General features: G+C 53.4%; 24 protein-coding genes. 2 read left to right on the top strand and 22 right to left on the bottom strand.

The window, feature by feature from the left end:
* Positions 1-269: 269 nt before the first annotated feature.
* The 10 genes from KMP13_RS08375 to KMP13_RS08330 form a co-directional block, all read right to left on the bottom strand.
* A protein-coding gene (locus KMP13_RS08375) for an IS3 family transposase (protein WP_215265404.1) occupies positions 270-1,348 on the bottom strand; the annotation gives its coding sequence in 2 pieces (ribosomal slippage) (positions 270-1,087 and positions 1,087-1,348; 1,080 coding nt in all).
* Between the two features lie 299 nt (positions 1,349-1,647).
* Positions 1,648-4,299, bottom strand: a complete 2,652-nt coding sequence (locus tag KMP13_RS08370) for a TRAP transporter large permease (protein ID WP_215265403.1) — start codon at positions 4,297-4,299, stop codon at positions 1,648-1,650.
* A gap of 10 nt (positions 4,300-4,309) precedes the next feature.
* Positions 4,310-5,317 (bottom strand): TRAP transporter small permease subunit, encoded by a 1,008-nt coding sequence (locus KMP13_RS08365; RefSeq protein WP_215265402.1) that lies wholly within the window; start codon positions 5,315-5,317, stop codon positions 4,310-4,312.
* A 75-nt stretch (positions 5,318-5,392) separates the two neighbouring features.
* On the bottom strand, positions 5,393-6,481 hold the full coding sequence (locus tag KMP13_RS08360) for a TRAP transporter substrate-binding protein (protein WP_215265401.1): 1,089 nt from the start codon (positions 6,479-6,481) through the stop codon (positions 5,393-5,395).
* Between the two features lie 460 nt (positions 6,482-6,941).
* Complete coding sequence (locus KMP13_RS08355) at positions 6,942-7,715, bottom strand: amino acid ABC transporter ATP-binding protein (protein WP_251363741.1); 774 nt, start codon at positions 7,713-7,715, stop codon at positions 6,942-6,944.
* Between the two features lie 119 nt (positions 7,716-7,834).
* Positions 7,835-8,179 (bottom strand): RidA family protein, encoded by a 345-nt coding sequence (locus KMP13_RS08350; RefSeq protein ID WP_215265400.1) that lies wholly within the window; start codon positions 8,177-8,179, stop codon positions 7,835-7,837.
* 165 nt (positions 8,180-8,344) lie between these two features.
* Positions 8,345-8,734, bottom strand: coding sequence for a RidA family protein (locus tag KMP13_RS08345; RefSeq protein WP_215265399.1), 390 nt, complete (start codon positions 8,732-8,734; stop codon positions 8,345-8,347).
* A 9-nt stretch (positions 8,735-8,743) separates the two neighbouring features.
* The gene (locus tag KMP13_RS08340; protein ID WP_215265398.1) at positions 8,744-9,805 is read right to left on the bottom strand and encodes an amino acid ABC transporter permease; all 1,062 of its coding nucleotides are present in this window, start codon (positions 9,803-9,805) and stop codon (positions 8,744-8,746) included.
* On the bottom strand, positions 9,795-10,916 hold the full coding sequence (locus KMP13_RS08335) for an amino acid ABC transporter permease (protein ID WP_215265397.1): 1,122 nt from the start codon (positions 10,914-10,916) through the stop codon (positions 9,795-9,797). Before KMP13_RS08335 ends, KMP13_RS08340 begins: the two co-directional genes overlap by 11 nt.
* Positions 10,917-10,982: 66 nt before the next feature.
* Positions 10,983-11,996, bottom strand: coding sequence for an amino acid ABC transporter substrate-binding protein (locus KMP13_RS08330; RefSeq protein WP_215265396.1), 1,014 nt, complete (start codon positions 11,994-11,996; stop codon positions 10,983-10,985).
* Between the two features lie 192 nt (positions 11,997-12,188).
* On the opposite strand from KMP13_RS08330, the gene KMP13_RS08325 reads away from it, so the two are divergent.
* Positions 12,189-12,944, top strand: coding sequence for a GntR family transcriptional regulator (locus KMP13_RS08325; protein ID WP_215265394.1), 756 nt, complete (start codon positions 12,189-12,191; stop codon positions 12,942-12,944).
* On the opposite strand, the gene KMP13_RS08320 is transcribed toward KMP13_RS08325, so the two are convergent.
* The 6 genes from KMP13_RS08320 to KMP13_RS08295 form a co-directional block, all read right to left on the bottom strand.
* Entirely contained in the window at positions 12,941-13,882 is a 942-nt protein-coding gene (locus tag KMP13_RS08320) for an oligopeptide/dipeptide ABC transporter ATP-binding protein (RefSeq protein ID WP_251363740.1), read from the bottom strand. The two genes, KMP13_RS08325 and KMP13_RS08320, sit on opposite strands and share 4 nt — an antisense overlap.
* Entirely contained in the window at positions 13,879-14,862 is a 984-nt protein-coding gene (locus KMP13_RS08315; protein WP_215265390.1) for an ABC transporter ATP-binding protein, read from the bottom strand. The genes KMP13_RS08320 and KMP13_RS08315 overlap by 4 nt, the downstream gene beginning before the upstream one ends.
* Positions 14,859-15,731, bottom strand: coding sequence for an ABC transporter permease (locus KMP13_RS08310; RefSeq protein ID WP_215265389.1), 873 nt, complete (start codon positions 15,729-15,731; stop codon positions 14,859-14,861). Before KMP13_RS08310 ends, KMP13_RS08315 begins: the two co-directional genes overlap by 4 nt.
* Position 15,732: 1 nt before the next feature.
* Positions 15,733-16,653 (bottom strand): ABC transporter permease, encoded by a 921-nt coding sequence (locus KMP13_RS08305; RefSeq protein ID WP_215265387.1) that lies wholly within the window; start codon positions 16,651-16,653, stop codon positions 15,733-15,735.
* Positions 16,654-16,730: 77 nt separating this feature from the next.
* Positions 16,731-18,263, bottom strand: a complete 1,533-nt coding sequence (locus tag KMP13_RS08300; protein ID WP_215265385.1) for an ABC transporter substrate-binding protein — start codon at positions 18,261-18,263, stop codon at positions 16,731-16,733.
* A gap of 65 nt (positions 18,264-18,328) precedes the next feature.
* A complete protein-coding gene (locus tag KMP13_RS08295) occupies positions 18,329-18,946 on the bottom strand; it encodes an RraA family protein (RefSeq protein WP_215265384.1) in 618 nt (205 codons plus the stop codon).
* 359 nt (positions 18,947-19,305) lie between these two features.
* Here KMP13_RS08295 and KMP13_RS08290 point away from each other — a divergent pair, with 359 nt between their 5' ends.
* A complete protein-coding gene (locus KMP13_RS08290; protein ID WP_215265382.1) occupies positions 19,306-20,238 on the top strand; it encodes a LysR family transcriptional regulator in 933 nt (310 codons plus the stop codon).
* Here KMP13_RS08290 and KMP13_RS08285 read toward each other — a convergent pair.
* The 6 genes from KMP13_RS08285 to KMP13_RS08260 are packed head-to-tail and all read right to left on the bottom strand — an operon-like array spanning position 20,235 to position 25,551.
* The gene (locus tag KMP13_RS08285) at positions 20,235-21,167 is read right to left on the bottom strand and encodes an ornithine cyclodeaminase family protein (protein WP_215265380.1); all 933 of its coding nucleotides are present in this window, start codon (positions 21,165-21,167) and stop codon (positions 20,235-20,237) included. The two genes, KMP13_RS08290 and KMP13_RS08285, sit on opposite strands and share 4 nt — an antisense overlap.
* Positions 21,164-22,408, bottom strand: coding sequence for a Zn-dependent hydrolase (locus KMP13_RS08280; protein ID WP_215265378.1), 1,245 nt, complete (start codon positions 22,406-22,408; stop codon positions 21,164-21,166). Before KMP13_RS08280 ends, KMP13_RS08285 begins: the two co-directional genes overlap by 4 nt.
* A 32-nt stretch (positions 22,409-22,440) precedes the next feature.
* Positions 22,441-23,724, bottom strand: coding sequence for a TRAP transporter large permease (locus KMP13_RS08275; protein WP_215265377.1), 1,284 nt, complete (start codon positions 23,722-23,724; stop codon positions 22,441-22,443).
* Entirely contained in the window at positions 23,721-24,224 is a 504-nt protein-coding gene (locus KMP13_RS08270) for a TRAP transporter small permease (RefSeq protein ID WP_353055696.1), read from the bottom strand. The genes KMP13_RS08275 and KMP13_RS08270 overlap by 4 nt, the downstream gene beginning before the upstream one ends.
* Positions 24,191-24,565, bottom strand: a complete 375-nt coding sequence (locus KMP13_RS08265) for a cupin domain-containing protein (protein ID WP_251363739.1) — start codon at positions 24,563-24,565, stop codon at positions 24,191-24,193. The genes KMP13_RS08270 and KMP13_RS08265 overlap by 34 nt, the downstream gene beginning before the upstream one ends.
* On the bottom strand, positions 24,562-25,551 hold the full coding sequence (locus tag KMP13_RS08260; RefSeq protein ID WP_215265376.1) for a DctP family TRAP transporter solute-binding subunit: 990 nt from the start codon (positions 25,549-25,551) through the stop codon (positions 24,562-24,564). Before KMP13_RS08260 ends, KMP13_RS08265 begins: the two co-directional genes overlap by 4 nt.
* Positions 25,552-25,893: the final 342 nt, after the last annotated feature.

The raw sequence follows: 25,893 nt of genomic DNA, 5'->3' as shown, positions 1-25,893 counted from the left end.
GGTAAGACGACCAATTTGTGGTCTTGTACTTCGTTGGGGCCCAGCTGCCCATGCCTTCAGCTATCATGCTGGTTTCACAACATGAATCCCCTCAACCGATTTGTGCGGCAAAGCCGCACTGGATGCCAAACATCCCGTTCGCGATTTCCGGCATGTCCGGGTGATCAACGTCATGGTGACGCTTTGCCAAAGCCGTAACTGCTTCGATCTTGACCTTAGCCCCAAGTTTCCTCCAGCCTTTATGAGAATCCGCGTATTGATTTCTGGCCTCATGCGGCTTGCTTGTGCAATGTCATATTGGCCACAAATTGGTTGGGCGTGAGATTGCCCAGTGATGAATTCGGCCAGTTTTGATTGTAGCCCTCCTTCCACTTGGTGATCTCTGATCGGGCGTCTGCGAGCGACGATAACAGCGTCTCGTTCAAGCATTCGTCTCGGAATCTGCCGTTGAAACTTTCGATAAAGGCGTTCGGTGTTGGCTTTCCCGGAGCGATGTAATGCCAGTCGACCTCTGTCTTTTGGCACCATGTGAGTACAGCCGGACTGGTCATCTCCGTGCCATTGTCGCTGACAATTCTATTCGGCATCCCGCGCGTCTGAATGATCTCATCCAGCTCACGTGTCAGCCGCGCACCCGATAACGATGTGTCCGGAACGAGCGCCAAACATTCCCGGCTGAAGTCATCGACGACAGCCAGCACACGAAACCTGCGCCCATCCGTGAATGCGTCCGAGACGAAGTCTAGGCTCCATCGCTGATTGATGGTCTGCGGCACGACCACCGGGCGGCGCGTGCCCCGTTTGCGTACCTGTAATCCTTCTTCGAGGTACAGTCGTTGCAACTTCTTCTGGTACACCCAGATGCCCTGGCGCTCCAGCATGATGTGAATGCGCCGATAACCGAAACGCCTCCGTTCAGCAGCGACCTCTTTCATGGCTTTGCGCAGATCAGCATCATCTGGCCGGATGCTGCGATATCGCACACGCGACCGGTCAACATCCAACACGTCACACGCCCGCCGCTGGCTGACCCCATGCTCTTCGCACAGGTGACCCACAGCTTTCCGCTTCTGAACGGGCGTTACCCCTTTCGCGAGGCGACATCCTTCAGCATGGCATTATCGAGTATCTGTTCGGCCAGCAGCTTCTTGAGTTTGGCGTTCTCGTCTGCAAGCGCCTTAAGCTTGCGCGCATCGGACACATCCAGCCCGCCGAACTTCGATTCGTATTTGTAGAAGGACGCTGTGCTGAGGCCGTGTTTGCGACAAACCTCAGCCGTCGCGACGCCGCCTTCCTGCTCTTTGATCATCGCTATGATCCGTTCTGCGCTGAACCGCCACTTCTTCATATTCCGTCTCTAATGCTTGGGACCGATCCTACTCAAAATTGGAGGAATTATAAGGTCTCAGGTCACAGTAGTAGGTGACTGCACTTTGGCACATTCGATGCCGGTGGAGCAGGAGCAACTCACCTCATCCTATTTGCTAAATATTCAGGTCGAGAGGCCGCCAAGACGAATGCGACGGTTTCCAAGCATAGACTGACCGTCTCAGGAAAATCGGAGTTGCTACCGTATGTGCTGCCGAGTGTACTTCCTCGGCGAATTCTGAATTGGCCAGTGTTATCGAAGCAACCATTCCCTCGATGTTAGAAGTTTAGGCTGACGTTTTTGTGGACCGATAGGCAGCTCGCCAACGCCAACGCCTGATCTTTCTCAAGTTTGGGTTGCTGGCGAAGGCCAACCGTGAGGCGCACGCTGTCTGACAACGCCGTCAATGGGGCGCTCAGCTCCGCTTCTGCACGCAACCGCCACGCCACGCCAGACTGGTGCAGAGCTTGCGCATCCACCAATTGCTGCACGGCTTTTTCCGGATCAGCTTTGCGACCTTTCAAGGCACGCCGCGCTTTGCCAAGCGCAGAGACAATTTTGTCTGTGCCAGCGATGTCGCGCAACTTGCGTTCCAGCGTTTCAATTTGAGACATCGCCTCCTCGGCCTCTGCCGTTGTCGCGGCGACAATCAAAGGGCCAAACTCAGCCGCAACGGCAACATAGGCTTGGCCTGCTAAGGAAATTGCCCTTAGCTCTGCTAATGAGTCCCACGTGTTATCAACCTCACGTCGATAACTGCTACGTGCCTTGCTTTCGGCTTTAAGCACCTCAGAGAACCGTTTATGTTCTTCGGTCCATTCGGACGGAATCTGCTCAAGAGTATCTGCGTTTTCATGTGTCATCACAGTGATGAGCGTTTGCGCTCTTTCTATGACGTCTTGGTCACCGCGTGCCCGTGCAATGTCGGTTTCCGCCTGATCCATTCTGGCTTCATTGGCCCAAATACGTCGTTGCAATGCGCGCACCTCGGCGTGAAGCGAACGGTAGTCAACACTTGCGGTCTCGGTTGTCCGCTCTGCGGATTTGACGTTGTCGATCAAGTTGAAGCTGTTTTCAATTCCACTCAAGGCAACCGTCAGATCATTCATCGTAGAGTTTGGCAGATAGCTGAGATCCAGCCCACGCACCCGTTCCAAAGCGGCATGAATTGCAACTTCATCGTTGAGCAGCGCCTGGTGGACATGGTCCTCAAGGCAGATCTGAAGCCGCGGATTGCGCGGGGGTGGTGCTGTCTCTGACAACAAAGATACACGAGTGGGCAGGTAATTCACCAACTGCGGGTAAGCACCAACAATCCCCAAAGCAGCCACTTGCAATATGATGAACGGGATGACGCCCTTATACATGTCGATGGTTTTCACCACTTTAGGGGCGACTCCGCGCAAATAGAACAAGGCAAAGCCAAACGGCGGTGTCAGGAAGGATGTTTGGATGTTCAAGCCAATCATCACGCCCAGCCAGACGGCTGTGATATTGGCACTCGGATCCGCCAGCAGGATGGGCGCGACGATGGGCACCACAACCACAGCAATCTCGATATAATCAAGAAAGAAACCCAGAACAAAGATAACCAGCATCACGATGGTGAACTTGGTCCAGAAGCCACCCGGCAAGCCTTCGAGGAAGTGTTTGACCAGCTCTTCACCACCAAAGGCACGGAACGCCGCTGTCAGCATCGCCGCACCAAGCAGGATGACAAAGACGATCGAGGTGGTTTTGGCTGTTTCCAGCATCACCTCTGAAAGCGTGTTTTGGATGCGATAGGTGCGAATGCTGCTCCATGTAAGCGACACCAGCAAAAGCACGGCAGCAATTGCGCCGATCCAAATGCCGATTTGGTCGTTGCGGGTTTGAATGTTTTTGACATTCATATCGTAATTCAACAACGCAAAGGCCGTCATCCCGATCGCCACAAGCGCCAAAATTGCCGGAAGATAGGCGTTTTTGCCACCTTCTTTCAAGCGGTAGCCCGCCATGATGATCGCGCCCGCAGCCCCGATGGCGCCCGCTTGGTTCACCGTGGCAACACCGCCGATGATGGACCCCAGCACAAGAAAGATCAGCGCCAGCGGCGACACCAATGTCAGGCAAAGCTTGGCAACATAGCGGCCAGTGACTTTGGCATCAAAGGGCACCGTTGGGGCCGCAGCAGGATTGATCAGCGCCCGCACCAGAATATAGCCCATATACAGCGCCACCAGCAGCAGACCGGGAATAAAGGCCCCGAGGAACATTTCGCCCGCGCTGGTCGATGTCACGTCAAATGCGGATGGCATCGACAATTCACCGGTGGTGGCCTTGTGCAAGGCTTTCCTCGCACTGGAGGCTTGATCTGTTGCGCTGGACAATTGGTCAGCCAGAATGATCAGAACAATCGAAGGCGGAATAATCTGGCCCAAAGTGCCAGATGCGGCAATTGTTCCGGTCGATAGCGGCACGGAATAGTTGTTACGCAGCATGGCAGGCAGGGAAATCATCCCCATGGCCACAACCGTTGCCCCCAAAATCCCGGTGGTCGCAGCCAGCAACGCGCCAACAAACACCACGGAAATACCTAAGCCACCCGGCACCGGACCAAAAAGCTGCGCCATGGCAACCAGCAGGTCTTCGGCAATTTTAGAGCGTTGCAGCATAATGCCCATAAAGATGAACAACGGGATCGCAATCAGGGTGTCCCTTTCGACTTCCCAATATATGCCCCTGAGGTTTGTCACCCCGGCTGTCAGCCATTGCGACAAGCCGCCAGAGTGGAAATAGGCATCCATATCGCCCGCAAACAGGGCACCGCTGCCCGCCGCAAGGCCAATGGTTATGATTGCAGAGCCGGGAAGAGCGAAGGCCACCGGGTAGCCAGAGGCCAATGCCCCAGCCATCAGGATCAACAATAGTGCAAGAAAGAAGAGTTCCATAGGGCGGACCTTAATGTGCTGCTTGGGCGGTTTCCCGCTTGCCGGGATCGCCACGATAGTCGGCAAAGGCTTCAAAGAGGAAGCTGACGAATTGGATCAGCATGGTGACACCAAATACGCCAAGCAGCGCCGCCATCTGGTATTTGATAAACAGACCCGCAGACCCGGTTTGCGAGATCTCAAAGTTGGCAATTGGCCCATTGATGATGGCGCGCGCGTGCCCAAAGCCAATCACGATGATTGTCCAGCAGGTGGTCATGGCGAGCAAAATCGTGCCCAGCCCGTTGACCACACCCTTTTTACGATCTCGGAAACCAGCGTATAGCACGTCCACTCGAACGTGACTGTCATCCAGCAGCGTATGCGCGGAGGCAAAGAGGAACAGAGCCGCGTACCAATATCGCACCAGATCCCCCATCAAGGCTTGCTCATACGAAAATACAAAGCGAGAGATCACAATCGCCAGCTCGGCCAAAACGATCAAAAAGGCAAGCCAGGCAAACCCCAGCCCCCGGGTTACGGCCGCAACTAAAAAACCAAGTGCAACCAGCGGAAAGTGCACATACTGCCCAACAAAATAGGACCGGGAAAAGTTCTTTGCGGTGTCTTCGCCCAAAAGCGGCGTCAGCAGGTCTTCGACCCGCATAAACGCGATCACACTGTCAAACAAACCCACAAGGAAGACCGCAAAAAAACAGGCCCGGATCAGATATCGGTTGGCGATGTTGATCCGATGAGCGTCTTGGCGCAACCCAATCGAGGGCGTGCGTGAAACATAAAGGCAGGCAACTACAACAGCCAAAAGCATAAGCCCCCAGAAAGGGTAAGAATTGGCCAGACCGGAGCCAAGCTCCAAAGGTCCAGAAAATCCACCGCCCATGACCAAAACATTGTTGAGCAACAGAGCCGCAAGCGCTGCAAGATTGATCCAGCCGAAACCCCGCATAAAGGTGGCATTACCACTGACCTGAATTGGGTCTGGCGCTTGGGGGGCTTGCGAAGTTTGGGCTAGGGTCATCCTGCTCTCCTGAGGCAATCAGATACGCGAAATGGAACCGGGAAACCCGGTTCCATTCAATGAGTTTTTGCAGGTTTAACCTAGGTCAAAAACGCGGTTACGCTGACGTGAGAAGGCAACTTCGGCTTTCGCACGGAAGCCACCGATTTCACGCAGGGCTGCATTGTAGGCATCGCCCACTTTTGCGGCCATTGCAGAGTGATCCCGAACTTCTTCGTTCACTTCCATCGCCGCTTCACCAAAGACATCCCAGACGTCTTCATTAAATTCGCGCAGCTGTACGCCGTGTTCGTTCACCAAACGTGACAGGTATTCGCCGTTCTTGGCCGACACTTCCTGCACGCCCAGGCCGTTCTCTTCCTGACAGGCGGCTGTGATCACGGATTGCTCCCAGTCGCTCAAGCCTTCCCACCAGGTTTTGTTCATGCCAAATGCGTTTCCGCCACCGGGCTCATGCATGCCGTCAACGTAATAGTATTTTGCAGCTTCATAGAGTTTCAGGAAGTAGTCATTGTAAGGGCCGACATATTCGGTCGCGTCAATCGCACCAGATACAAGGTTTTCGTAGATCTGACCGCCGGGCAAAGACACGGTTGAGGCGCCGAGCTTGGACATTACGTTGCCGCCCATGCCGGGGATACGCATTTTCAGGCCGCGCAAATCTTCGGGAGAATTGATTTCCTTGTTGAACCAGCCGCCAGATTGGGCGCCGGTGCCGCCGCATGGCAGTTTCTTCAGGCCAAAATCCGCAGACAGATCATCCCAAAGTTCCTGGCCACCACCAAAGTTGATCCAGGCGTTCCACTCGGGCGAAGTCATGCCAAACGGAACGCCGGTGAAAAATGCAAACGCGGCATGTTTGCCGGTAAAGAAGTAGTCAGCGCTGGTATAGGCGTGGGAGTTGCCGCCAGCCACATCATCAAACACGTCAAATGCGCCAACGCGCTCGCCCGCGGCGAAGTACTCTGTGCGAATGCGGCCTTCGGACAATTGCGTGATACGGTCGGCCAAACGCTGCGCCGACAGGCCGAGCCCAGGAAAATCACGGCCATAGGTGGACACGATGACCATATCACGCACCGATTGCGCGATGGCTGGTGCAGCGAGGGTGGTTACCCCAGCTGTGGCTATCCCAGCGGTGCTTAGAAATTTGCGTCGATCCATATTTAGCTCCCTTCGGTAATTATATACAGATTGCCTCTGCTTGGTTTCTACAGGCGGTTGGTATGGAATCTAAACCTCCCGACCGAAACTGGCGCCATTTAGAAAAAGCTGCGACCAATCGTCAAAAAGGCAATGCCTATGGCTAGCATAGCTTTTGGCATTCCTTACGCAGAAACGGCCTTGGTCAACTGATAGGAAAAGCGGGTTTTCCTTAAAAATTAGACACGTTAATGGAAAAAGATCCGTTGCGCTGCCCAACTTGCAAGGGTTCGGCCCGCTTTATATTCGAGCAGTGAACACGTTCACACTGACTAACTGTGACTATTTTTTCAGCATAGTCATTTTACTTGCTCTGACCAAGTTTTCCAGATGGCTGGTCAGAGTGAAGATTAGTCATCTAGCTACATATTAGTTTTAGGGCACCGCCCTAAAACAGAACCGCGAAACTGGCCGCGTTTCACTAATGTCCTAGGATCTGGCTTAGAAAGTCTTGCGTGCGCTCGTTTTGAGGAGAATTGAAAAACGCTTCTGGTGCGTTCTCCTCGACGATTTCCCCTTTATCCATAAAGATGACTCTGTCGGCCACCTTGCGCGCAAAACCCATTTCGTGGGTCACGCAAAGCATCGTCATACCCTCTTCGGCAAGCTCGACCATCGTATCCAAAACTTCTTTGATCATTTCTGGGTCAAGGGCAGAGGTCGGCTCGTCAAACAACATGATCCGCGGCTTCATGCAGAGTGCGCGTGCGATTGCGACCCGTTGTTGTTGGCCGCCCGACAACATCCCCGGATATTTATGGGCCTGATCTGGGATGTGAACCTTATCAAGAAAATGCATCGCGCGATCCTCAGCTTCACTTTTTGAAATCTTACGAACCCAGATTTGCCCCAGTGTACAGTTTTCCAGAACGGTCAAATGTGGGAAGAGATTAAAATGCTGGAAACACATGCCAACTTCCGATCGCACGGCGTCGATATTCTTTAAACTTGCTGTCAGCTCAATATCGTCAACAGTGATCGTTCCAGATTGATGTTCTTCCAACCGGTTTAAACAGCGGATCATCGTTGATTTACCCGAACCAGAAGGGCCGCAAACTACGATGCGTTCACCATGGGCGACGGTCAAATTGATTTCTTTTAGCACGTGGTACGCGCCGTACCACTTGTTCATGTTTTCGATTGAAATCACTATATCTTTTGAAGAAGACGCGCGTGTTTGGTTTTCTTGGTCCATGGTTTGTCCTCTCTGGAACGATGCTTTGCAGTCGGACCTGATTGATCAGGTCATCAGGCAATGCAGTGCGCTTTGTTGCCACGTCAATAAGACTGGCAACAAAGCTTTTTCGTTGGCGTTTAGATCGCCGCGGTTACGATAAATTCGACAAGGAAGTCTGGTGTTGCAAGTTTTGCTTCACCGCAAGCACGTGTTGCCGGGGCCGCTGGATCAATCCATCCGTCATAAACGGTATTCATTGCTGCAAAATCGTCCATATCGGCCAGCCAGATCACAACTTGCAAAAGCTTTGATTTGTTTGAACCGACTTCGGCCAGCAAACGATCAACCGCATCAAGGCAGTCTTGGGTCTGTGTTGCGATATCAGCGCCGGCTGTGCCGACTTGCCCGGCGAAATATGCGGTGTTGCCATGGACAACTGCTTGGCTCATGCGTGGGCCAACGCCGATGTGTTTGATAGTCATGATGTTCTCCTAGAGATGTTTAGTCTTGTTTAGTATTTGCATGCGCGACCAAATGCGAACGGCACCGCACCTAAGGCACATAGACAACGGTTATGACTGCCAGAGGCTTAGCCTGCATTTGATGCTGTTACACAAGGGTGGGGGCTCAAGTGGATCTGTACAAAGTCAGGTCTCGGCGACGCAATCGATTTCTACATCAAAGGGCAAGGGCCAAGGGCCAACTGCCACAAAAGACCTGACGGGATAAGGGGCCTTGAAGTAACGTTGGTAAACTTCATTTACCGGGCCAAAATGGGCTGTATCGGTCACATAAATCGTGATCTTCACAACCTTTTCCATACTTGAACCAGCACCTTCAAGCGCTTGTTTCATAATCTCTAATACGGCTTCGGTTTGCTCTTTCAAGTCTCCTTGTAGGATCGTTTTGGTTTTTAGATCCAAGGGCGGAATTCCGCAGCTGAACAATTGCCCGCCGCTCCGTACCAACAAAGATGTTGGCGTTTTCAAAGTCGCCAAAGCGGCATTCAAACCGGGCAGATCAACGATGTCTTTCATAGTGTGTCCTTAACGATAAATACGGGCTCTGCGCTCGGTTTCTATCTTGGCCACATAGGCTTCGAGGAAGAGGCAGATGACCAGATAGATGAAGCCGACAAACAGATAGAGCTCGCGGTAGAAGCCCTGCCAATCACCATCAAACAGGCTAGAGCGCGCGGCACCCAGCAGGTCAAACAGCCCGATGATAATCAGAAGTGACGTGTTTTTGACAAAAGCGATGGCGATGTTGGCCAGTGGTTGCATCGAGTTGGCGATGACTTGCGGCAATATGATCAACGCTTGAGTGCGCCAATACCCCAACCCCAAGGCTGCCGAGGCTTCGCGCTGACCCGCGGGCAGCGCTTCTAGTGCGCCGCGCAAGGCTTCGGCGACATAGGCAGCCGTCAGAAAGGTCAGTCCCAGCGCCGCGCGCTGCAATTTGTCGATCATCATGCCTTGGGGCATGAGAAGCGGAATGATCGCAAAAGTCATGAACACCAGCGTGATTGCAGGAATGCCGCGAACGATATCAACATACAGACGGCAAGGTATACGCAATCCGGGATTGTTTGATGCCCCACCTAACATCAACAGAACGCCCAAGGGAAAGGCACAGCCCATACCGGCCAACGTCACAATCATGGTGATCGGCAAACCACCCCAGCGCGCGTTGTCGACCTGTGTCATTCCAAAAACGCCACCACGCATCAGCACAACGCCAAGGATCATCGCCCCGATCAGGGCAAAAATCACGTTTCGGATTTGGCGCGGGCGTTGATAGGCATAGTTCGCGATAACTACCAACAGCGCAAGAAACAGAATTGGGCGCCAAAGTTCTGGTGTTGGATAAGCACCAAATATGATTTGATTCAGCTTAACGCCAATGAATGCCCAACATGCACCGCCATTGGCACGGCAATCTTCAGCACTTCCAGACCATGTAGCGTCTAGCAACAGCCAGTTCAGCAACCCTGGACCAACGAAGATGATCAATAAGGCCATAAGCACCGTAATGATGCTGCGAACACTGTCTCCGAACAGGCCAGCGATCAGGCGGGCCGGCAAACGAGCGGCTGGATTACCATTCATAGCGTGCCTCCAACATTTTAGAAAACTTGGTGATCACAACGTTGATCGCGACATAGGCAACCATGTATATTGAAATCATTTCAATGGCTTGCCCCGTTTGGTTCATGGCGGTATTGCCTGCGCTCACCAAATCTGGGTAACCGACCGCCACCCCAAGCGAGCTGTTCTTCACAAGGTTCAACAATTCAGACACGGTTGATGGCAAAGCAATGCGGGTTGCCTGCGGCAGCACCACTAGCCGGAAAGACTGCAACCGGGTTAATCCCAGCGCACCCGCGGCTTCACTTTGGCCTTCTGCAACGGCTTGAACCGCGCCGCGTAGAACTTCGGCGATATATGTTCCGGTATAGATCGAAAGCCCAAAGAACAGCGTCATAAATTCCGGGGTCAGAACACCGCCGCCTTTGATTGCAAAACGGCCTGCCTCGGGCATATTAAACGCCGCAAAATCCAGCGTCGCGGCCAATGGAACAAGCGCCAATCCAACGCCCCAGCCAATATAGCGCAGAACAATTGTGTTCTTGCCCCGATTACGTAGGTGGCGATGAGCAACTGTTGTTGCAGCCAAAGTGACCACGGTAACGGCAATAAATGCCCACATCGTGGCGTCGGGCGTCGGGAAGTTCAGCCCGCGGTTGCTAAGATAAACGCCAGGCAGCAGGGTGATACGTTCGCGAATGCCCGGCAGGCTGATTGTGAAAACGCCGAACCAGAAAAACAGTTGTAATAGCAACGGGGTGTTTCGCACGGTGCGAATGTAAAATCGCGCGACCCTGTTGGCGGACGCGTGCCCCGACAGCATCGCCCCGGCGGCGATCAGACCAAGAGCCAATGCAACAAAGATCGAGCTTAATGCGACCTTAAGCGTATTGCTAAATCCAGCCAAAAGTGCGCGGCCATAGCTGCTGTCACCGTCATAGGGGATAAGGCTTTCGCCTAAATCGTATCCTGCGCGGTGGCTGAGAAATGCAAAGCCGGTGTTGATCCCCATGGCCTCAAGGCGTTGACGCACTAGAGATGCCACAAGCCACAACATCGCGAGGATTGCGCCAATGGTAAAGACTTGGATGGCACCCTGGCGCAGGGCGTCGCGGCGATGTGAGTAGGACATAACAACCTCGGAAAAAGGAGCCCGCCAGATCGAAATCCGGCGAGCCAGGGAGTGTTCTAAATTCGTTTAGAAGAGTGGAGAGTACATTAGACCGCCATCGGACCAAAGCGCGTTTTGGCCACGTGGCAAGGCCAAAGGTGAACCTGCGCCAACATTGCGATCAAAGATTTCGCTGTAGTTGCCGACGTTTGAAATCACATTGTAAACCCAGTCGTCACCAAGACCGATCAGCTCGCCAACACCCGGTGTCGCACCAAGAAATTTTTGCAAATCGGCGTTGTCTTGCATTTTCATCTCATCAACATTCGCTTGTGTGACGCCCAGTTCTTCGGCAGTCAGCAGCGCGTAAGATGTCCATTTAACAACGTTCTCAAAGGCTTTGTCATCGCCACGAACAACTGGACCCAGTGGAGACTTTGCGATGATGTCTGGCAGAACCATATAGGCTTCTGGATCTTCAGATGTCAGACGCACGATCGCCAGTTGTGACAGGTCGCTGGTGATCACGTCGCAACGGCCGCTAAAGAAGGCAGAGAAGAACTCGGTGCCGCTTTCGATCACAACAGGGGTGAAAGAAATGCCCATGTCGGTGAAGTGGTTGCGGATCACATATTCACTGGTTGTACCCTGCTGGATACAGACAGTCGCACCGTCAAGTTCTTTGCTTTCAGTAACGCCAAGATCTGAGCGGATCAAAAGGCCCTGACCATCATAGAAGTTGAACGCTGGGAACGTCAGGCCCAAGGATGCGTCGCGTGCAAGCGTCATCGTTGAGTTTTGCGCCAGCATATCGATTTCACCGTTTTGCAACGATGTGAAACGCGCTTGTGCAGATAGCGGAACCCATTTCACTTTTGGCTCGCCAAGGATCGCAGTTGCAACTGCGCGGCAATAATCTGGGTCAAGACCTTGCCATTCGCCGCTTTCATCCGGCGCACCAAAACCGACGAGACCGGTGTGAACACCGCAAACAAGCTCGCCGCGTTCTGTTACTGTTTCTACCATATCGGCGCTGGCAGCGGTAACCGGACCGACGATACCTGCCGCTAGGACAGCAAGAGTTGTGCTTAGTTTATTCATTATAACCTCCGAGTTTTTTAAATCGTATACGATTAAACAGCACGGCACTGTAGTTCTGTCAACATAGCTGCATAATCTTTGTTGATCTCAGGAATAAGTATACGATATGGTGGGTGGCGCCCTTTGGTTGTAATTCAGTTCGACTTAGAGGGGGGCGGAGGCAATTTTTTGGTGGCTGGAGTTAGTTCTATCATGTCTCAAGGAAAACCAAAAAAGATAGGTGAACCAACACCCTATGGCAATGCTCCAGACCCGACCCTAGAACAGCTTGTAGAACGTATGGACCTTAGCGGGACCACCAGCCCCGAACTGGCTGTGAATGTCCTGCGTGAGGCGATTATCACCGGTGTCCTGCGTGCTGGGACCTCATTAAAGCAAGATCACATTGCTGAAAAATTGGGCGTCAGCAAGATTCCTGTGCGCGAAGCGATGCGCGAACTTGAAGGACTGGGCCTGGTCGAAGCAGTTCGCAATCGAGGATTCGTTGTGAGCCGAACATCTTTGGATGAGATGTATGAATCTTTTAAACTGCGGCGCATGCTCGAACTTTTCGCTGTGCGCGAGTCAGTTCCCAAAGCAACCGACTCCGATCACGCTGCCGTTGATGCAATTATCGATGCCTGCGAGCAGATCACGGATGTTCGGGTATCCAGTAGTTGGAACCTGCGTTTGCACTTGGCGCTATATGCACCGGCAGGCATGATGCATTTGGAAAAGATGATCCGGCGTGCGCATACGATCTCGCACCGTTACACTCATATCTATATGCGCATGACCCATCAAACTGTCGATAGCCAAGACGAACACCGTGCAATCCTGCACGCCTTTCGCCAGCGCGATGTTGAACTGGCCGTAACACTGATGGATTCTCATATTTCGGTCGCGGCCAACCAATACTCAGGATTTTTGAGCAACCATTTGGCAAGCGACGGCGCGGTGCGCATTTAGGCTTTGTCGCATCGCACCAAACTGTCGTTAACCGGACGCAGAGATTGAGCCACGTGCTGGCAGCTTTCTTGCACAATTGGACAACGCGGGGCGAATAGGCAGCCCTTGTTTACTGCAAACGGGTCCGCAGCAGCATTTCCTAATGTTTGCTTTGGCAATCCTATGTCGGGATCCGGCAGCAGTGATGCGGCCAGCAGCGCAAGCGTATAGGGATGCTGTGCGGCTTCAAACAATGTGTCTGTTGTGGCTTCTTCGATTTTTTCCCCAAGATACATCACCGCGACACGGTCTGCCAAATGTTCGACAACACCCAGATCGTGGCTGACAAAAACCATGGTCAGACCCAGCTCTTTTTTGAGCGATAGCAACAGGTTGATGATTTGCGCCTGAACCGAAACATCTAGGGCAGAAGTGGGTTCGTCGCAGATCAGCACTTTGGGGTTCAAAATCAAGGCCCGCGCAATTGCGGCGCGTTGGCGCTGCCCGCCAGACAGTTCTGCCGGATGGGCATCCGCCAGTCGGGTCGGCAGCCCCACGAGATCCATCATATGCGACACGTTACGCTTTTCGTCTTCGCCCCCATGCAGGCGCAAAGGCTGCGCAATCAGGCTGCGGATGCGTTTCACCGGGTTCAAAGATGCATTGGGGTTTTGAAAAACCGGCTGAATAAGCCGCACGCGATCGGCAACAGCCATCTCTCCGATTTTTTTCCCTGCAATCTCTACATCACCCGCGTCCGGGCGCAAAAGGCCCAGCATCACGCTAACGGCTGTGCTTTTCCCACACCCAGATTCGCCAACCAATCCCAGCGTTTGACCTTCGGCCACGTCAAGGGACAGGTTATTAAGCGCAACCAGTTCTTCTGTCGGGGCAAACATGCGCCGCCGCAAGCGATAGACTTTTCTGGCATTCGACAATCGGATCATAGGAACACTCATGGCGCAGCCTCCCCGGCCCGGAGGCATTCAACAAAGCGGTTGTTACCGGGTTTAAATTGAGGCACCGGATCATGGCCACACTCAGGGCTCGATAACGCACATCGATCCCGAAAGGCACAGCCTGCCATAGGCCCGATCAGACCGGGAACCCGCCCCGGAATAGCGGGCAACTCGCTGCCACGTGGTGTCATGCCGGGCACAGGGATCGCGGCCAAAAGGCCCCTAGTGTAGGGATGCAATGGGTCGGCAAACAGATCTTTGGCCGGGCCACGCTCGGCAACCCGCCCAGCATACATAACTGCAACTTCGTTTGCGATGGCTGCAACAACGCCAAGATCGTGGGTGATCAACAACATGGATAATCCAAGGTCTGATTGCAGCTCGCCCAGCAACTGAAGGATTTGCGCCTGAATCGTAACATCAAGCGCGGTTGTTGGTTCATCTGCAATCAGCAAACGGGGTTGCCCCATCAAAGCCGAAGCAATCATGATCCGTTGCCTTTGACCGCCAGAAAAGCCGTGCGGATATTGGGTTAATCGCGCGGCCGGATTAGAAATACCAACCCGTTCAAGCAGTTCAATCGCCCGCGCCTCTGCCTCTTTTCGGCTTATGCCCTCGGAACGCATGACGCCCTCGGTCAACTGGCGCCCGATTGTTAGTGTTGGGTTCAGGGCACTTGTCGGATCCTGAAAGATCATCGCCACATCGCGCCCGCGCATCTTGGCCAGCTTGGCTTGTGTTTTCTGCGTAAGATCTTGCCCCACTAGATCAAATTTATCTGTCGTGACCTTCGCATAACGAGGCAACAGGCCCATGATCGACATCGCCGTTAGTGATTTGCCGCAGCCAGATTCGCCCACAAGGCACAGGGCCTGCCCAGGTTTAATCTCAAGATCAATTCCGCGTACCGCATGCAGCACGCCACGGTCCGTCGGCAGTGAAACACGTAGATTTTGGATGTTCAACACCGTTTCGATCATCGTTTTGCTGGCCCCATAATATCGCGTAGCCCGTCGCCAAATAGGTTTACCGCAAGCACCAGCAGACAGATCGCTGTACCGGGCAGTGCAATAAGCCAAGGGTCAAACAGAATGTTGTCGCGGCCTTCAGAAATCATAAGCCCCCATGATGGTGTGGGCGGGCGCACGCCTAATCCAAGAAAGGACAAGGCAGATTCCAGTAGAATGACATTGGCGACTTCAAGCGAGACGACAACAAGGATCGTCGCCCTCATATTCGGTAAAATTTCGAGAAAAAGAATGCGTGGAAGGCCAGCTCCGATGGCATGCAATCCCATGATGAACTCTTGATGGCGCAACCCCTGTGCCGCAGCACGTGAGACAACGGCAAAGCGATCCCATAGCAACAGCCCAAGCACGCAGATCAATGTAACGAGCGACGCGCCCCCCAAGGCCACAGCAGCCAAAGCCACCAAAACAATCGGCAATGACAAGCGTGTGGTGATGGCAAAGCTAATAACCATATCAATCCGGCCACCGAAATACCCAGCCAACAGGCCCAATGTGATGCCAATAACGCCCGAGACAAAGGTCACCCCAAGCCCTACACCCAAAGACACGCGGGCCCCATAAAGTAGGCGCGACAGGTAATCCCGGCCCAAATGGTCCGTGCCGAGCAGGTGTTCGGGAACAGAGCGATCATGCCAGAATGGCGGCAACAAACGGCGGGTCAGATCTTGGGCAATCGGATCATGTGGTGACAGCAGCGGGGCAAACACGGCAATCGCAACGATGATTGCCAGCAATGTCCCTCCGATCACAACGCCGGTGTTGGATCGCATTTTTCGCCAGATGCTGGCACGTGTGGTTTCTGCGGTTGCGTCAGTCATATCAGGAAGCTCCTCTTAGACGTGGGTCGAGGATCGCGTTCAAGATGTCCGCAAGCGTGGTCAGCAATACATATAAAAGCGAAAGGATCAGGATGATCGCCTGCACCACCGGCAAGTCGCTGCGCAGCAAGGATTCCCAGGCCAAGCGCCCAAGGCCGTTTAGTGCAAAGACGCTTTCGATCACAATAGACCCAGACAAAAGCTGCCCCAATTGCACCGCCGCCAATGACACCAAAGGTAAGACTGCGTTGCGCAACGCGTGGCGTGAGATCACAAGGTGCATCGGAAGCCCCTTGGCCTTGGCGGCGCGGATGTAATCAGTTGATAGCACGTCTATCATGCCGGACCGGGTGATGCGCATCAGTTCAGGAATGGCGTAGTAGCTTAGCACCACAACGGGTAGGATATAGCCTTGCCATGTCGCGGCCCCAGAGATCGGGACCAAGCCGTACCAAACGCCAAATACAACAATAGACATAAGGCCCAGCCAAAAACTTGGGATCGCCTGCCCTGACACGGCAATAATCAATGCGATCCTGTCGATCCAACCATTGGGCCGAAGGGCCGCAGCAACGCCCAATGGCACCGCAATGGCAAGCGCGACGATAAAGGATATGAAACCGAGGGTCAGCGTTACGCCCACTCGGTTGCCAATGATTTCTGTCACCGGGACATTAAAATAGATGCTTTGGCCCAAGTCGCCTGTCAGCGCGCTACCGATCCAATCTAGGTATTGCACGGTAACTGGTCGATCAAACCCATAGGCAATGCGGATCGCCTCGGCGTCTTCAGCGCGACCGCCTGATCCTGCAATTGCGATCGCAGGGTCACCAGTCAGAAACATCAGCGCAAAGCTAAGCCCAGACACAGTTAAGCAGACACAAAAGGCTACACACAGCCTTTTTGAGATGAAAGAAATCATATCAGGTAACTTTCGGAAATTTGATGCCGGACGACGGGGAGTGGTGTCGCCCGGCAAAATGGTATCAGACTACTGGTTTATTTCCAGCTTGCCATCCACCAACGAGCAAACTCATCCGGGTGCGGAGTAAAGTCCAGATCTTTAGACAGGCCATAGTTGACGTTGAAGTTATACATCGGCATCCAATACGCTTCGTCTGCGATCTTTTTCACAGCCATGCTGTAGTTTTCTGCCCGAACGTCGCGATCTGACGCGGTGTCGGCCACAGTCAACCAATCAGCAAGCTGTGCATCCTGCACTAGATCATCAGCACCGCCGCCGAAGAAGTTGGACAGGATAAACGCTGTGTCGCCAATGCCGTAGCTGCCCCAGTTGGAGAAGAACGCAGGCAGTTCTTTGGCACGCCATTTGCCGATGCCTGAAGAATACTGTTGTTCGTTCAACACCAGCGTTACACCGATTTTAGCCAGATCAGCAGCAACCGCTTCAGCCGTTGGGCGTGGCATGGCAGCAAAGACCATCTCCATTTCGAACCCATCAGCATAACCGGCTTCGGCCAAAAGCGCCTTTGCTTTGTCGATGCTATACTCATAGCTTGCAACATCTTGCTCGCACCCGAATTGAGCCGGGTTACATGGCGTATTCAGAACTTCTGACGCACCACCAGCAAACGCATCTACGATTGCGCCACGGTTGGTTGCATGGATCAGGGCTTGGCGCACGCGTTTGTCTGCGATTGGGCTATCGCCAGCCAGTGCCTCGGGGGCAAAGCCAACATAACCGATACGCATAATAGGTGCGCTGATGATCTGAACACGGCCTTCTAGACGGGATGCTTGATCAGGCGGGATACGCCAGATCCAATCCAGATCACCTGACATCAGTTCTGCAAACTGAGTGTTCATTTCAGGCATAGTGCGCACATTGATGTTCTCGATGGCGGCGCCAGATTTTGGGCTTCCCGCGTAATGATCCGCAAAACGTTCCATCTCGTAACGGATGCCAGGCTCTTGGCTGACCAATTTGTATGGGCCTGTGCCAATCGGCGTAGCCGCCATCCCAGCAGATCCGCTCTCGGCAAAGAATTCGTGTGGATAGATCGGCAAGGCATCAGCCAACATCTCGACCGCGCCAGCAAATGGCTTGGACATGTTGATCCGCACTTTGAAATCATCCAGCTTTTCAACGCTTTCGATCCAATCAACCGAAATAGAGTAACGGGTGCCGTATTCTGGCGTGATCACTGTGTTAAGCGTTTGAACAACGTCATCCGCAGTAAAATCCGCACCATTGTGGAATTTAACGCCCTGACGCAGGGTGAATTCCATTGTCAGCGGGCCGGTGAATTCCCATGTTTCAGCCAAGGCCGGAACGATTTCACCTGTGTCGAGGTTTTTATAAAGCAAACCGTCATAGATGTGACGCGCTAGGATAAGTCCCTGACGGCCTGCGATTTTGTATGTGTCAAGCGGCTCTGGTTCCGCGGCGAAAGCAACGTTTAGGGTGTTGCTGGCCTTGTCAGCAAGTGCCGGAGTGGAAAGCGTCATTGCCGTACACGTCGCCAGAGCGGCGAGCCCTGTAAAAGCGTATTTTGGGTTTAGGTTTTTCATTGGATACTCCGATGTTGGATTGCGAAGGGGTGCCATCTGCCGGTTTTCCGGTTCTTGACGATTTATTAAAAAGTGTCTTTTTTCGCAGGGTTGGTGATTTCAGCGAGGGTTTCTCCGGCTTTCAACCGTTCAAGGATCCAAATCTCGTTGTCCTGAGATTCTTGCGCACGATCGGCAAATGACTGTGCTTCGGCCGGGTCCAGAACGACGACGCCACTTTCATCCGCCAAAACGATATCGCCGGGGCGCACAGCCGCGCCACCGCAATTGATTGGAACATTGATGTCGCCACCATACCCGCGCGGCTTGGTGGTGATGGGTGACCTGCCCCGGCTCCAGATAGGGAACCCTGCTGCGACAATCGCAGAGCGGTCGGTGATGAAACCATCAATGACAGCCCCGACAATGCCACGTTGCTGTGCGGCGCAAGTTGTTACAGCGCCCCAACAAGCATGGCGAAAGTCGCCGCAACGATCTACGACAATGACTTGCCCCGCTTCTGCCACAGAAAGCGCTTGAACCAAGGCTGAACCGTCATCTCCATTCATTCGAACCGTCAACGCCGGGCCAAAGATCCGACGTTCTGGGGACAACGCCTGCAACGCTGGCGCCATAAAGCCCGATTCCAGGAAATGTCCCAGTGTGGCTGTTTCAATGGCAGAAAGATCAAGATGAGCGTTCATGGTGGCCCCAAGGCTAATTTGTATTGCTATCAGAAGAGGCCGAAGCAACGCTCGGGTCAAATAATCGGGACTTATGTAACGTATAGCGCAACGGAATTCTGTGAATGCAAATTGATGCGTGTCAACTTGCACAGGTAGATGGGCCAACATGGCACTAAAGACCTTTGGGTGACCGATCGCGCTATCGAGTTCATGCAAAGACTACGAATAAATCACACATGCGTGTCGCTATCAGAATAACAGCCATGTCACCGAATGCATAAGTAGAGAATATAACTGCCATTCCTCTTCGCTATATCGCAATGATCCATTTTAAGGTATACCTTTCTGAAACGAACGACAGAACCAGGAGGCCAGCTATGGACGCCGTTCAACAGACAGATATGAATTGGAACCTGCTTCGGGTGTTCTATATGGTTGGCAAGGAACAGGGCATCACCAAAGCCGCCAAGCGGTTAGGTCTCAGCCAGCCTTCAGTCAGCAACGCCTTGCAAAAGCTCGAGACACAACTGGAGTGTCGGCTTGTCTATCGTGACAGTCGTAGTTTCGAGCTGACGGTGCGAGGGGACAAGATTTTTCAGGAATGCCGCGATATTTTTCACAGCGCTGAAAGAATTTCGCTGCTCGTACGTGACGCTGAAGAAGAAGAGCGCGGTCGGGTTGCTTACAAGATCGTCAGTGATCTAGTATCCCCCTTGTTGGATGAATTGCTGCGTCTGTATCATCATCGTTACCCCTCGGTTACGTTCCAAAGCGAGGTTGAAAACAGTCAATCGATTGTCAGGTCTATTCAACAAGGGCGGGCGATGCTGGGCTTCTGCCTTTTGGCCACACCTCTGGTCAATTTACCTTCAATCCGCCTGTTTCGCGAAGAGTTCCGGGTGTTCTGCGGGGCTGAACATCCCCTATTTGGGCAGGACACGGTATCTCTACGTGATCTGCAGCGCGAGCCGTTCATCTCTTTTGCTTGCGCGACTGAGGGTATGGGATTGGAACCCATGTCAGTCCTGCGTGAAGGCACGCGTGTGGGCAATCGGATCAATGGGCTCAGCACAAACATGGAGGAGATCCGAAGGATGATTGTGGCAGGTATTGGCATCGGCATCCTACCACTAACGAGTGCACAGGAAGATATCCGGCGCAAAGAACTCTGGCCACTCAAGATTGCTGATGAGCCGATTGGGGCAGATGTATATTTGGTGCATGCGCCGCTCGACAAGCTTTCACCTGCCGAGCGGAAATTTGTTGAAACCGCTCAAGAATTACTCGCGCTCTATCCGGATGTTGACTAATCTACAGCCAGTTCTGCAGCGGCCAGATCCTGCAATGCCATCCCCGCGGACTTGAACACAGTTCGTGCTATATCATCTGATCGACCAGGATGTGTGCCTTGGCAAATTTCTGATAAGTCAGCGAGGATATCAACGGCTGCAATCTGCCCATCTTGTAGTGGTTGAGCGAGATCTCCGGCCAGAGTCGCTCCAGACCGGGAATCGACAAAAACTTGCGCCTGCATGACTGCCAAATCATTGCTTTCGCGCATGTCGGCCTTAAACGCACCGATCAAATCAAGATGGGTGCCCGGGCGGATCCATTCCCCTCGTACGATGGGGTTTGTAGAGGCTGTAACCGTGCTAATCACATCAGCAGAACGGCAAAGACCCTCAAGATCATCGCTTGCTTGGGCTTCAATACCAGATTGGCCAAGTTGGCGGGCGATCTCTTGCGCCTTGTTAAGATTGCGCCCCCAGATGGCAACACGATCATAAGAACGCACCGCGCTATGCGCAGCTGCCACCGACAAAGCAAGCTGCCCGGTGCCAACAATTACCAGTTGTTTGGCATCCCGGCGCGCAAGATAATCCGCAGCCAGAGCAGAAGCCGCGGCTGTGCGCCGAGCGGTCAAAGTATCGCCATCCAAGGCGGCCTTCATCTGACCGGTCTCCCCGTCAAACAGCAAATAGCCCGCATTGATCGTAGCGCGCCCTTTTGCTGCATTCGCCGGAAGAAAGGTCACAACTTTCACTCCGATGCTTTCACCGGGCACCCAAGCAGGCATAATCAGCAATGACGCTTCACTGCCATCAGGTTGGTCAATGGTCAGAACCTGACGTTCGGGCGCTTGAACCTTATTGCTGCGATACCAGTCTCGAAGTTGATTTATCAGCGCTGGCCATTCCAGCGCTGACTCCAATTCAGAATGCCCAATCAGCGTGCTCATCGATCCGCCCGTGCCACAACAGAGTGCAGCAGAATATTAAGACCAGCCACAAAGTCTTCTGGCTCGCAGCTTTCTTCGTTGTTGTGAGTGATGCCATTTTTGCAAGGAGCAAAGATCATTACGGTTGGGCAATGAGTGGCAAGGAAATACGCATCATGGCCGGCTTGGCTCTGGATATCACGCCAGTTGTAGTCCATGCGAATGGCTTCGTTGCGCAGACCTTCGATCAACTCACCATCAAAGATGTCGCCCCCCCATTCCCATTCGTCCTCGATTGTGGCTTCACACCCGCAACGCGCAGCGGATTCAAACAGGGCCCGACGCATTTTTTCCTGCATGGCTCGTGTGGTGATCGGGTCTGGGTGACGTACATCGCACACAGCTTCGGCCGTATCAGATAGGATGCCCGGTTTGTTTGGCCAAGCCGTTAGGCGAGCCGCAGTTGCCTTACCGTCATGCACTGCAAAGTCCCAGCCAATATCATCGACAGCTGTCAACCAGCGTGCGCCGGCCGCTAGAGCGTTCTTGCGCAGATCCATCGGAGTTGGCCCGGTGTGCGAAGTTTGCCCAACAAAAGAGGCACGCATGCCGCGCACAGGATAGCCGCCGGTGACAATGCCCACTTCACGGTTTTCCGCATCAAGGATTGGCCCTTGTTCAATGTGCAGCTCGTAATAGGCATCTACCTCGCCACCTTTGCAGGGGCGGTCGCCTTTGTAGCCAATGCGCTCTAGCTCGTCACCGAACCGTGTGCCATCATCGCCGATCAGATCATGCACCCAATCGATGTCGTATTTGCCAACAAAACAGCCTGACGCAACCATCGGAGGGGAAAAACGCGCCCCTTCTTCGTTGGTCCAATCCACCACAACGATCGGTCGTTTAGTGACATGGCCCAGATCATTCAAGCGTCGGATCACTTCAAGCCCCGCCAGCACACCGGCGATACCGTCAAAACGTCCGCCGTTGATTTGGGTGTCCAGGTGGCTGCCGATCAGGATGGGCGGCAGGCTGTTATCAGTGCCGTCGCGACTGCCAAAGATATTGCCAGCTGCATCAACCTCTACGGTCAGACCAGCCTCTTTGCACCAAGTGCAGAATAAATCACGCATCGTGCGGTCATCGTCGCTAAGCGTCAGGCGAGACAGCCCACCGGGACGGCCCTTGCCGATCTTAGCAGAGGCTTGGATGGTGGACCAAAACCGGTCAAGATCAACACGGGTATCGGGTGTTAAGGACATTGTAAGCCTTCTTTCTTTTGTTAAGTGCGGGGTTAATACAAGACCGCCGGAAGTTCGGTAATCAGAGCTGGGAACAGAAGCAACAACAGCAGTACTCCGACCATCACGCCAAGGAATGGCAGAAGATACGCAAAGGAGTCGCTGAGCGGGATTTTCCCAACGCGGCAAGCAGCCATCAGATCAATCCCCAATGGTGGCGTATTTGCCCCAACGGCCAGGTTGATCGTCAGCAATATGCCGAAGTAGACTGGGTCGATGCCATAGTGGCCAAGTATAGGCAGAAACACAGGCGCAAGGATCAGGATGATCGCGATGCTTTCCATGAATGTCCCAAGGATTAACAGGATCAACATCATCATCAAAAGCGCCACTGTGCCGCTATCGGTTGCATGAGTGATACCAGCAACGGCCATTTGCGGCACTTGTTCGGCCGCTAAGATCCAACCGAAGACCGAAGCAGAAGCGATCACCAATAGGATCACCCCGGTCATTTCGGTGGTTTCGCGCAAAAGCTTTGCAAGCATTTTCAGGCTTAGGGCTCGGTAGACGAAAAAGCCGATAAACAAGGCATATGCCACGCCGATACCAGCGGCTTCGGTTGGGGTGAAAATACCAAGGCGGATGCCGCCCACGATGATAACTGGCGCCAACATCGCCAGCGCAGAGCCTTTGGCTGCGCGGCCCAGTTCGCCCCAAGAAAATGGCTCTCCGCCTTGCCAGCCGTTACGGCGCGAAATCCACCAAGCCACCAACATCAGACCAAGGCCAAGCAAAACACCGGGCACAATCGCGGCGACAAAAAGCTGCCCGATGGAACTATTGGTCGCGGTGCCATAGACGATCAACACGATTGATGGCGGAATGACAGTGCCCAAAGACCCAGCACAGCCCAACGCCGATGCGCTAAACCCAGGCGCATAACCTTGATCGCGCATCGCGGGCATCATCATGGTGCCAATCGCAACAACGTCAGCAACGCCGGATCCCGACAGAGATCCAAACATCATGCAGGCGATGATCATCACCATAGCAAGTCCACCGGTGCGCCGCCCGATCATCGCGGAACAAAGCGCGATGATCCGTGGCGCTAGCCCGCCGTGCACCATCAACAGCCCTGCAAGCAGGAACAGTGGAATGGCCAAAAGGGTAAAGCTATCAATCCCGGCAACCGCACGTTGGGCAACAACAATCATCGGCGCGGAATCTGCGATCAGCAGGTAAAACATTGAGGCCAAACCAAGAGCAACTGCAATGGGCGCATCAATCAATACAAGCACAATAAAGGCCAGTAAAAGTAGGACAAGTGCGATGCTCATGTGCGGCCGCCTTTCAGGACTAAACCCAGCAGGGCAAAGCTGCAGCAAAGGGGAAGCGCCAAATAGAACAGACCTACCGGCAATGACAAAGCCGTGGTCTCATGGCTCCAAGTGAACGCGGTCAATTGGAAGCCGGTGACCAGAAATACGGACAAAAAGGTAAAACTCGCGAGCCAAGCCAACACAGCCAAGCCAGTGCGTAAGGCAAAGGGGAGGGCGATCAGATCCAAAAGCCCGGTGCGAAAATGTGTGCCACGGACAAAGCCCGAAACAGCACCAACAAAGGTCAACCAGACCAGCAATAACCGCGGCAGTTCTTCGGCCCACCGTGGCGTAGATGAAAACAGATAGCGCGAGATAACCACATAAACGACCATCGTCGCGAATCCGGCAACAAGCAGTGCGCCTAACCAGCGGGCAGCTATATCGATTGAATTTGCAGTTTGGCGTGACAAGTTAAGGAAACTCATGGCTTCAGTTCCCCTTCCAGTGGGCGGCACAGGGTGCACTCGTCGCAATAGGCCGCGACAACAACCCATTCTTCCGAAATGACCTCGACAGTGTGGTCAAGACCAGGGGGGATGCGTACAGCAGTGCCTTCAGTCATGTGAAATTCTTCGCCGCCAGCGCGTAAAATCGCCTCGCCCTGTAGCGTCAAGGTCACCTCATCGCGTGGATGGCTATGGGCGGTAGATCGTGCGCCCTTTTTCCCGGTGGTGACTGAAAGCTTGATAAAGCCCTCGCCACGTTCGGCCGGAGAGAAAAGCACTTTCTGAGAAAAGTCATAAAGCTGCACCGGGTCCACCGATGCAACTTCTTGTATTTCTGGACGAACGCTCATTTTCGGTATGTATTCAAAATGGCCAGCAGATCTTCGCCATAGACATCTTTCTGGCTTTCCCAGATCGGTGCGACAGCTTCGATAAAGGCGGTTTTGTCAACTTCGTTGAACTGCATGCCTTTGGCTTCTAGCTTTGCGACCAGCTCGTCACTTGCAACTGCAACCATATCGCGTTGCTTTAGGCCCCATTCGGTGGCGGCTTCGGCAACAATCGCTTGATCTTCAGTTGAAATTTTGTCCCAAACAGCTTTGGACATGGTCAAAGTCGCAGCACCCCAGATATGTTCTGACTTAGACACATATTTTTGCACTTCGAAGAACGATGCGGAATAGATGATCGCAAGCGGGTTTTCTTGTGCGTCAAACAAGCCTTGCTGTAGAGCAGAATACAGTTCGCCAAAGGACAACGGTGCCGGTTCTGCGCCGAGGCCTTCAAAGGTGGCAAGGCGTACCTTGTCTGGAGTCACGCGGATTTTCAAACCAGCCAGATCAGCAGGTTTTTCGACAGGGCGCACATTGTTGGTGATATTGCGGAAACCATTTTCCCACCAGCCAAGGACTTTGATGCCTTTTTTATCCAACATGCCCGAAAGGGCTTTGCCCAACTCTCCGTCGAGCGCAGCAAAGGCCTGGTCACGGGCGCCCCAAGCATATGGCATTTCGATAATGCCCATGCGGGGTTCGATGCCTTGAAATGACCCTGATCCGATCAATCCGGCTTGAACGGAACCAAATTGAAGGCCCTCGATCACTTCTTTTTCGCTGCCCAGCTGACCGGATGGGAACACTTCGATGTTCACGCGGCCTTCGGTGCGGGCCCCAACCTCTGCGGCAAACCCGGTGGTCGCAACGTGCCAGCTGTGGCTTTCAGGCAGGACGTGGCCAAGACGAATGGATACATCTGCGGCTAGGGAGGCAACGGGGGTCAGAACTGTCAAACACGCAGCTAAGGCGCCGCCTTTGATCCGATTAAATGGGGTGTTCATTTTCTTTTCTCCTGTTGGATTTTTGTTAAGGAGCAAGGAATACCGATTGCGGTTTGGGCGCAAATAGGGCGCGCCTATGTTTGAAAAAGCTTTGCTGAATGTGGGTATTTCGAAGCTTGCTGACAGTTTCCAGTTCAAGAGAATCTTGATGGTCACAGCCATAGCCATTCGATTAAAGATCGACGTGTCTTCGAGGAAACCGTTCAAGGCTCGGTTCAGGCCTTCGGTAACGGGAGCACTTCTGTCAAGAGATTCCACGCAAACAAACTGATCCGCCGGAGCGGTGCTTTTAGTTCGTCGCGTCCGCGCTGCTTTCTCTCACAGCCTTTGACTGAGGTCCTT

The organism is Epibacterium ulvae (assembly GCF_018678075.1).
GTDB lineage: Bacteria > Pseudomonadota > Alphaproteobacteria > Rhodobacterales > Rhodobacteraceae > Epibacterium > Epibacterium ulvae_A.
Note: the sequence above shows the minus strand (reverse complement) of the source record. Positions and strands in the feature narration are given on the sequence as shown.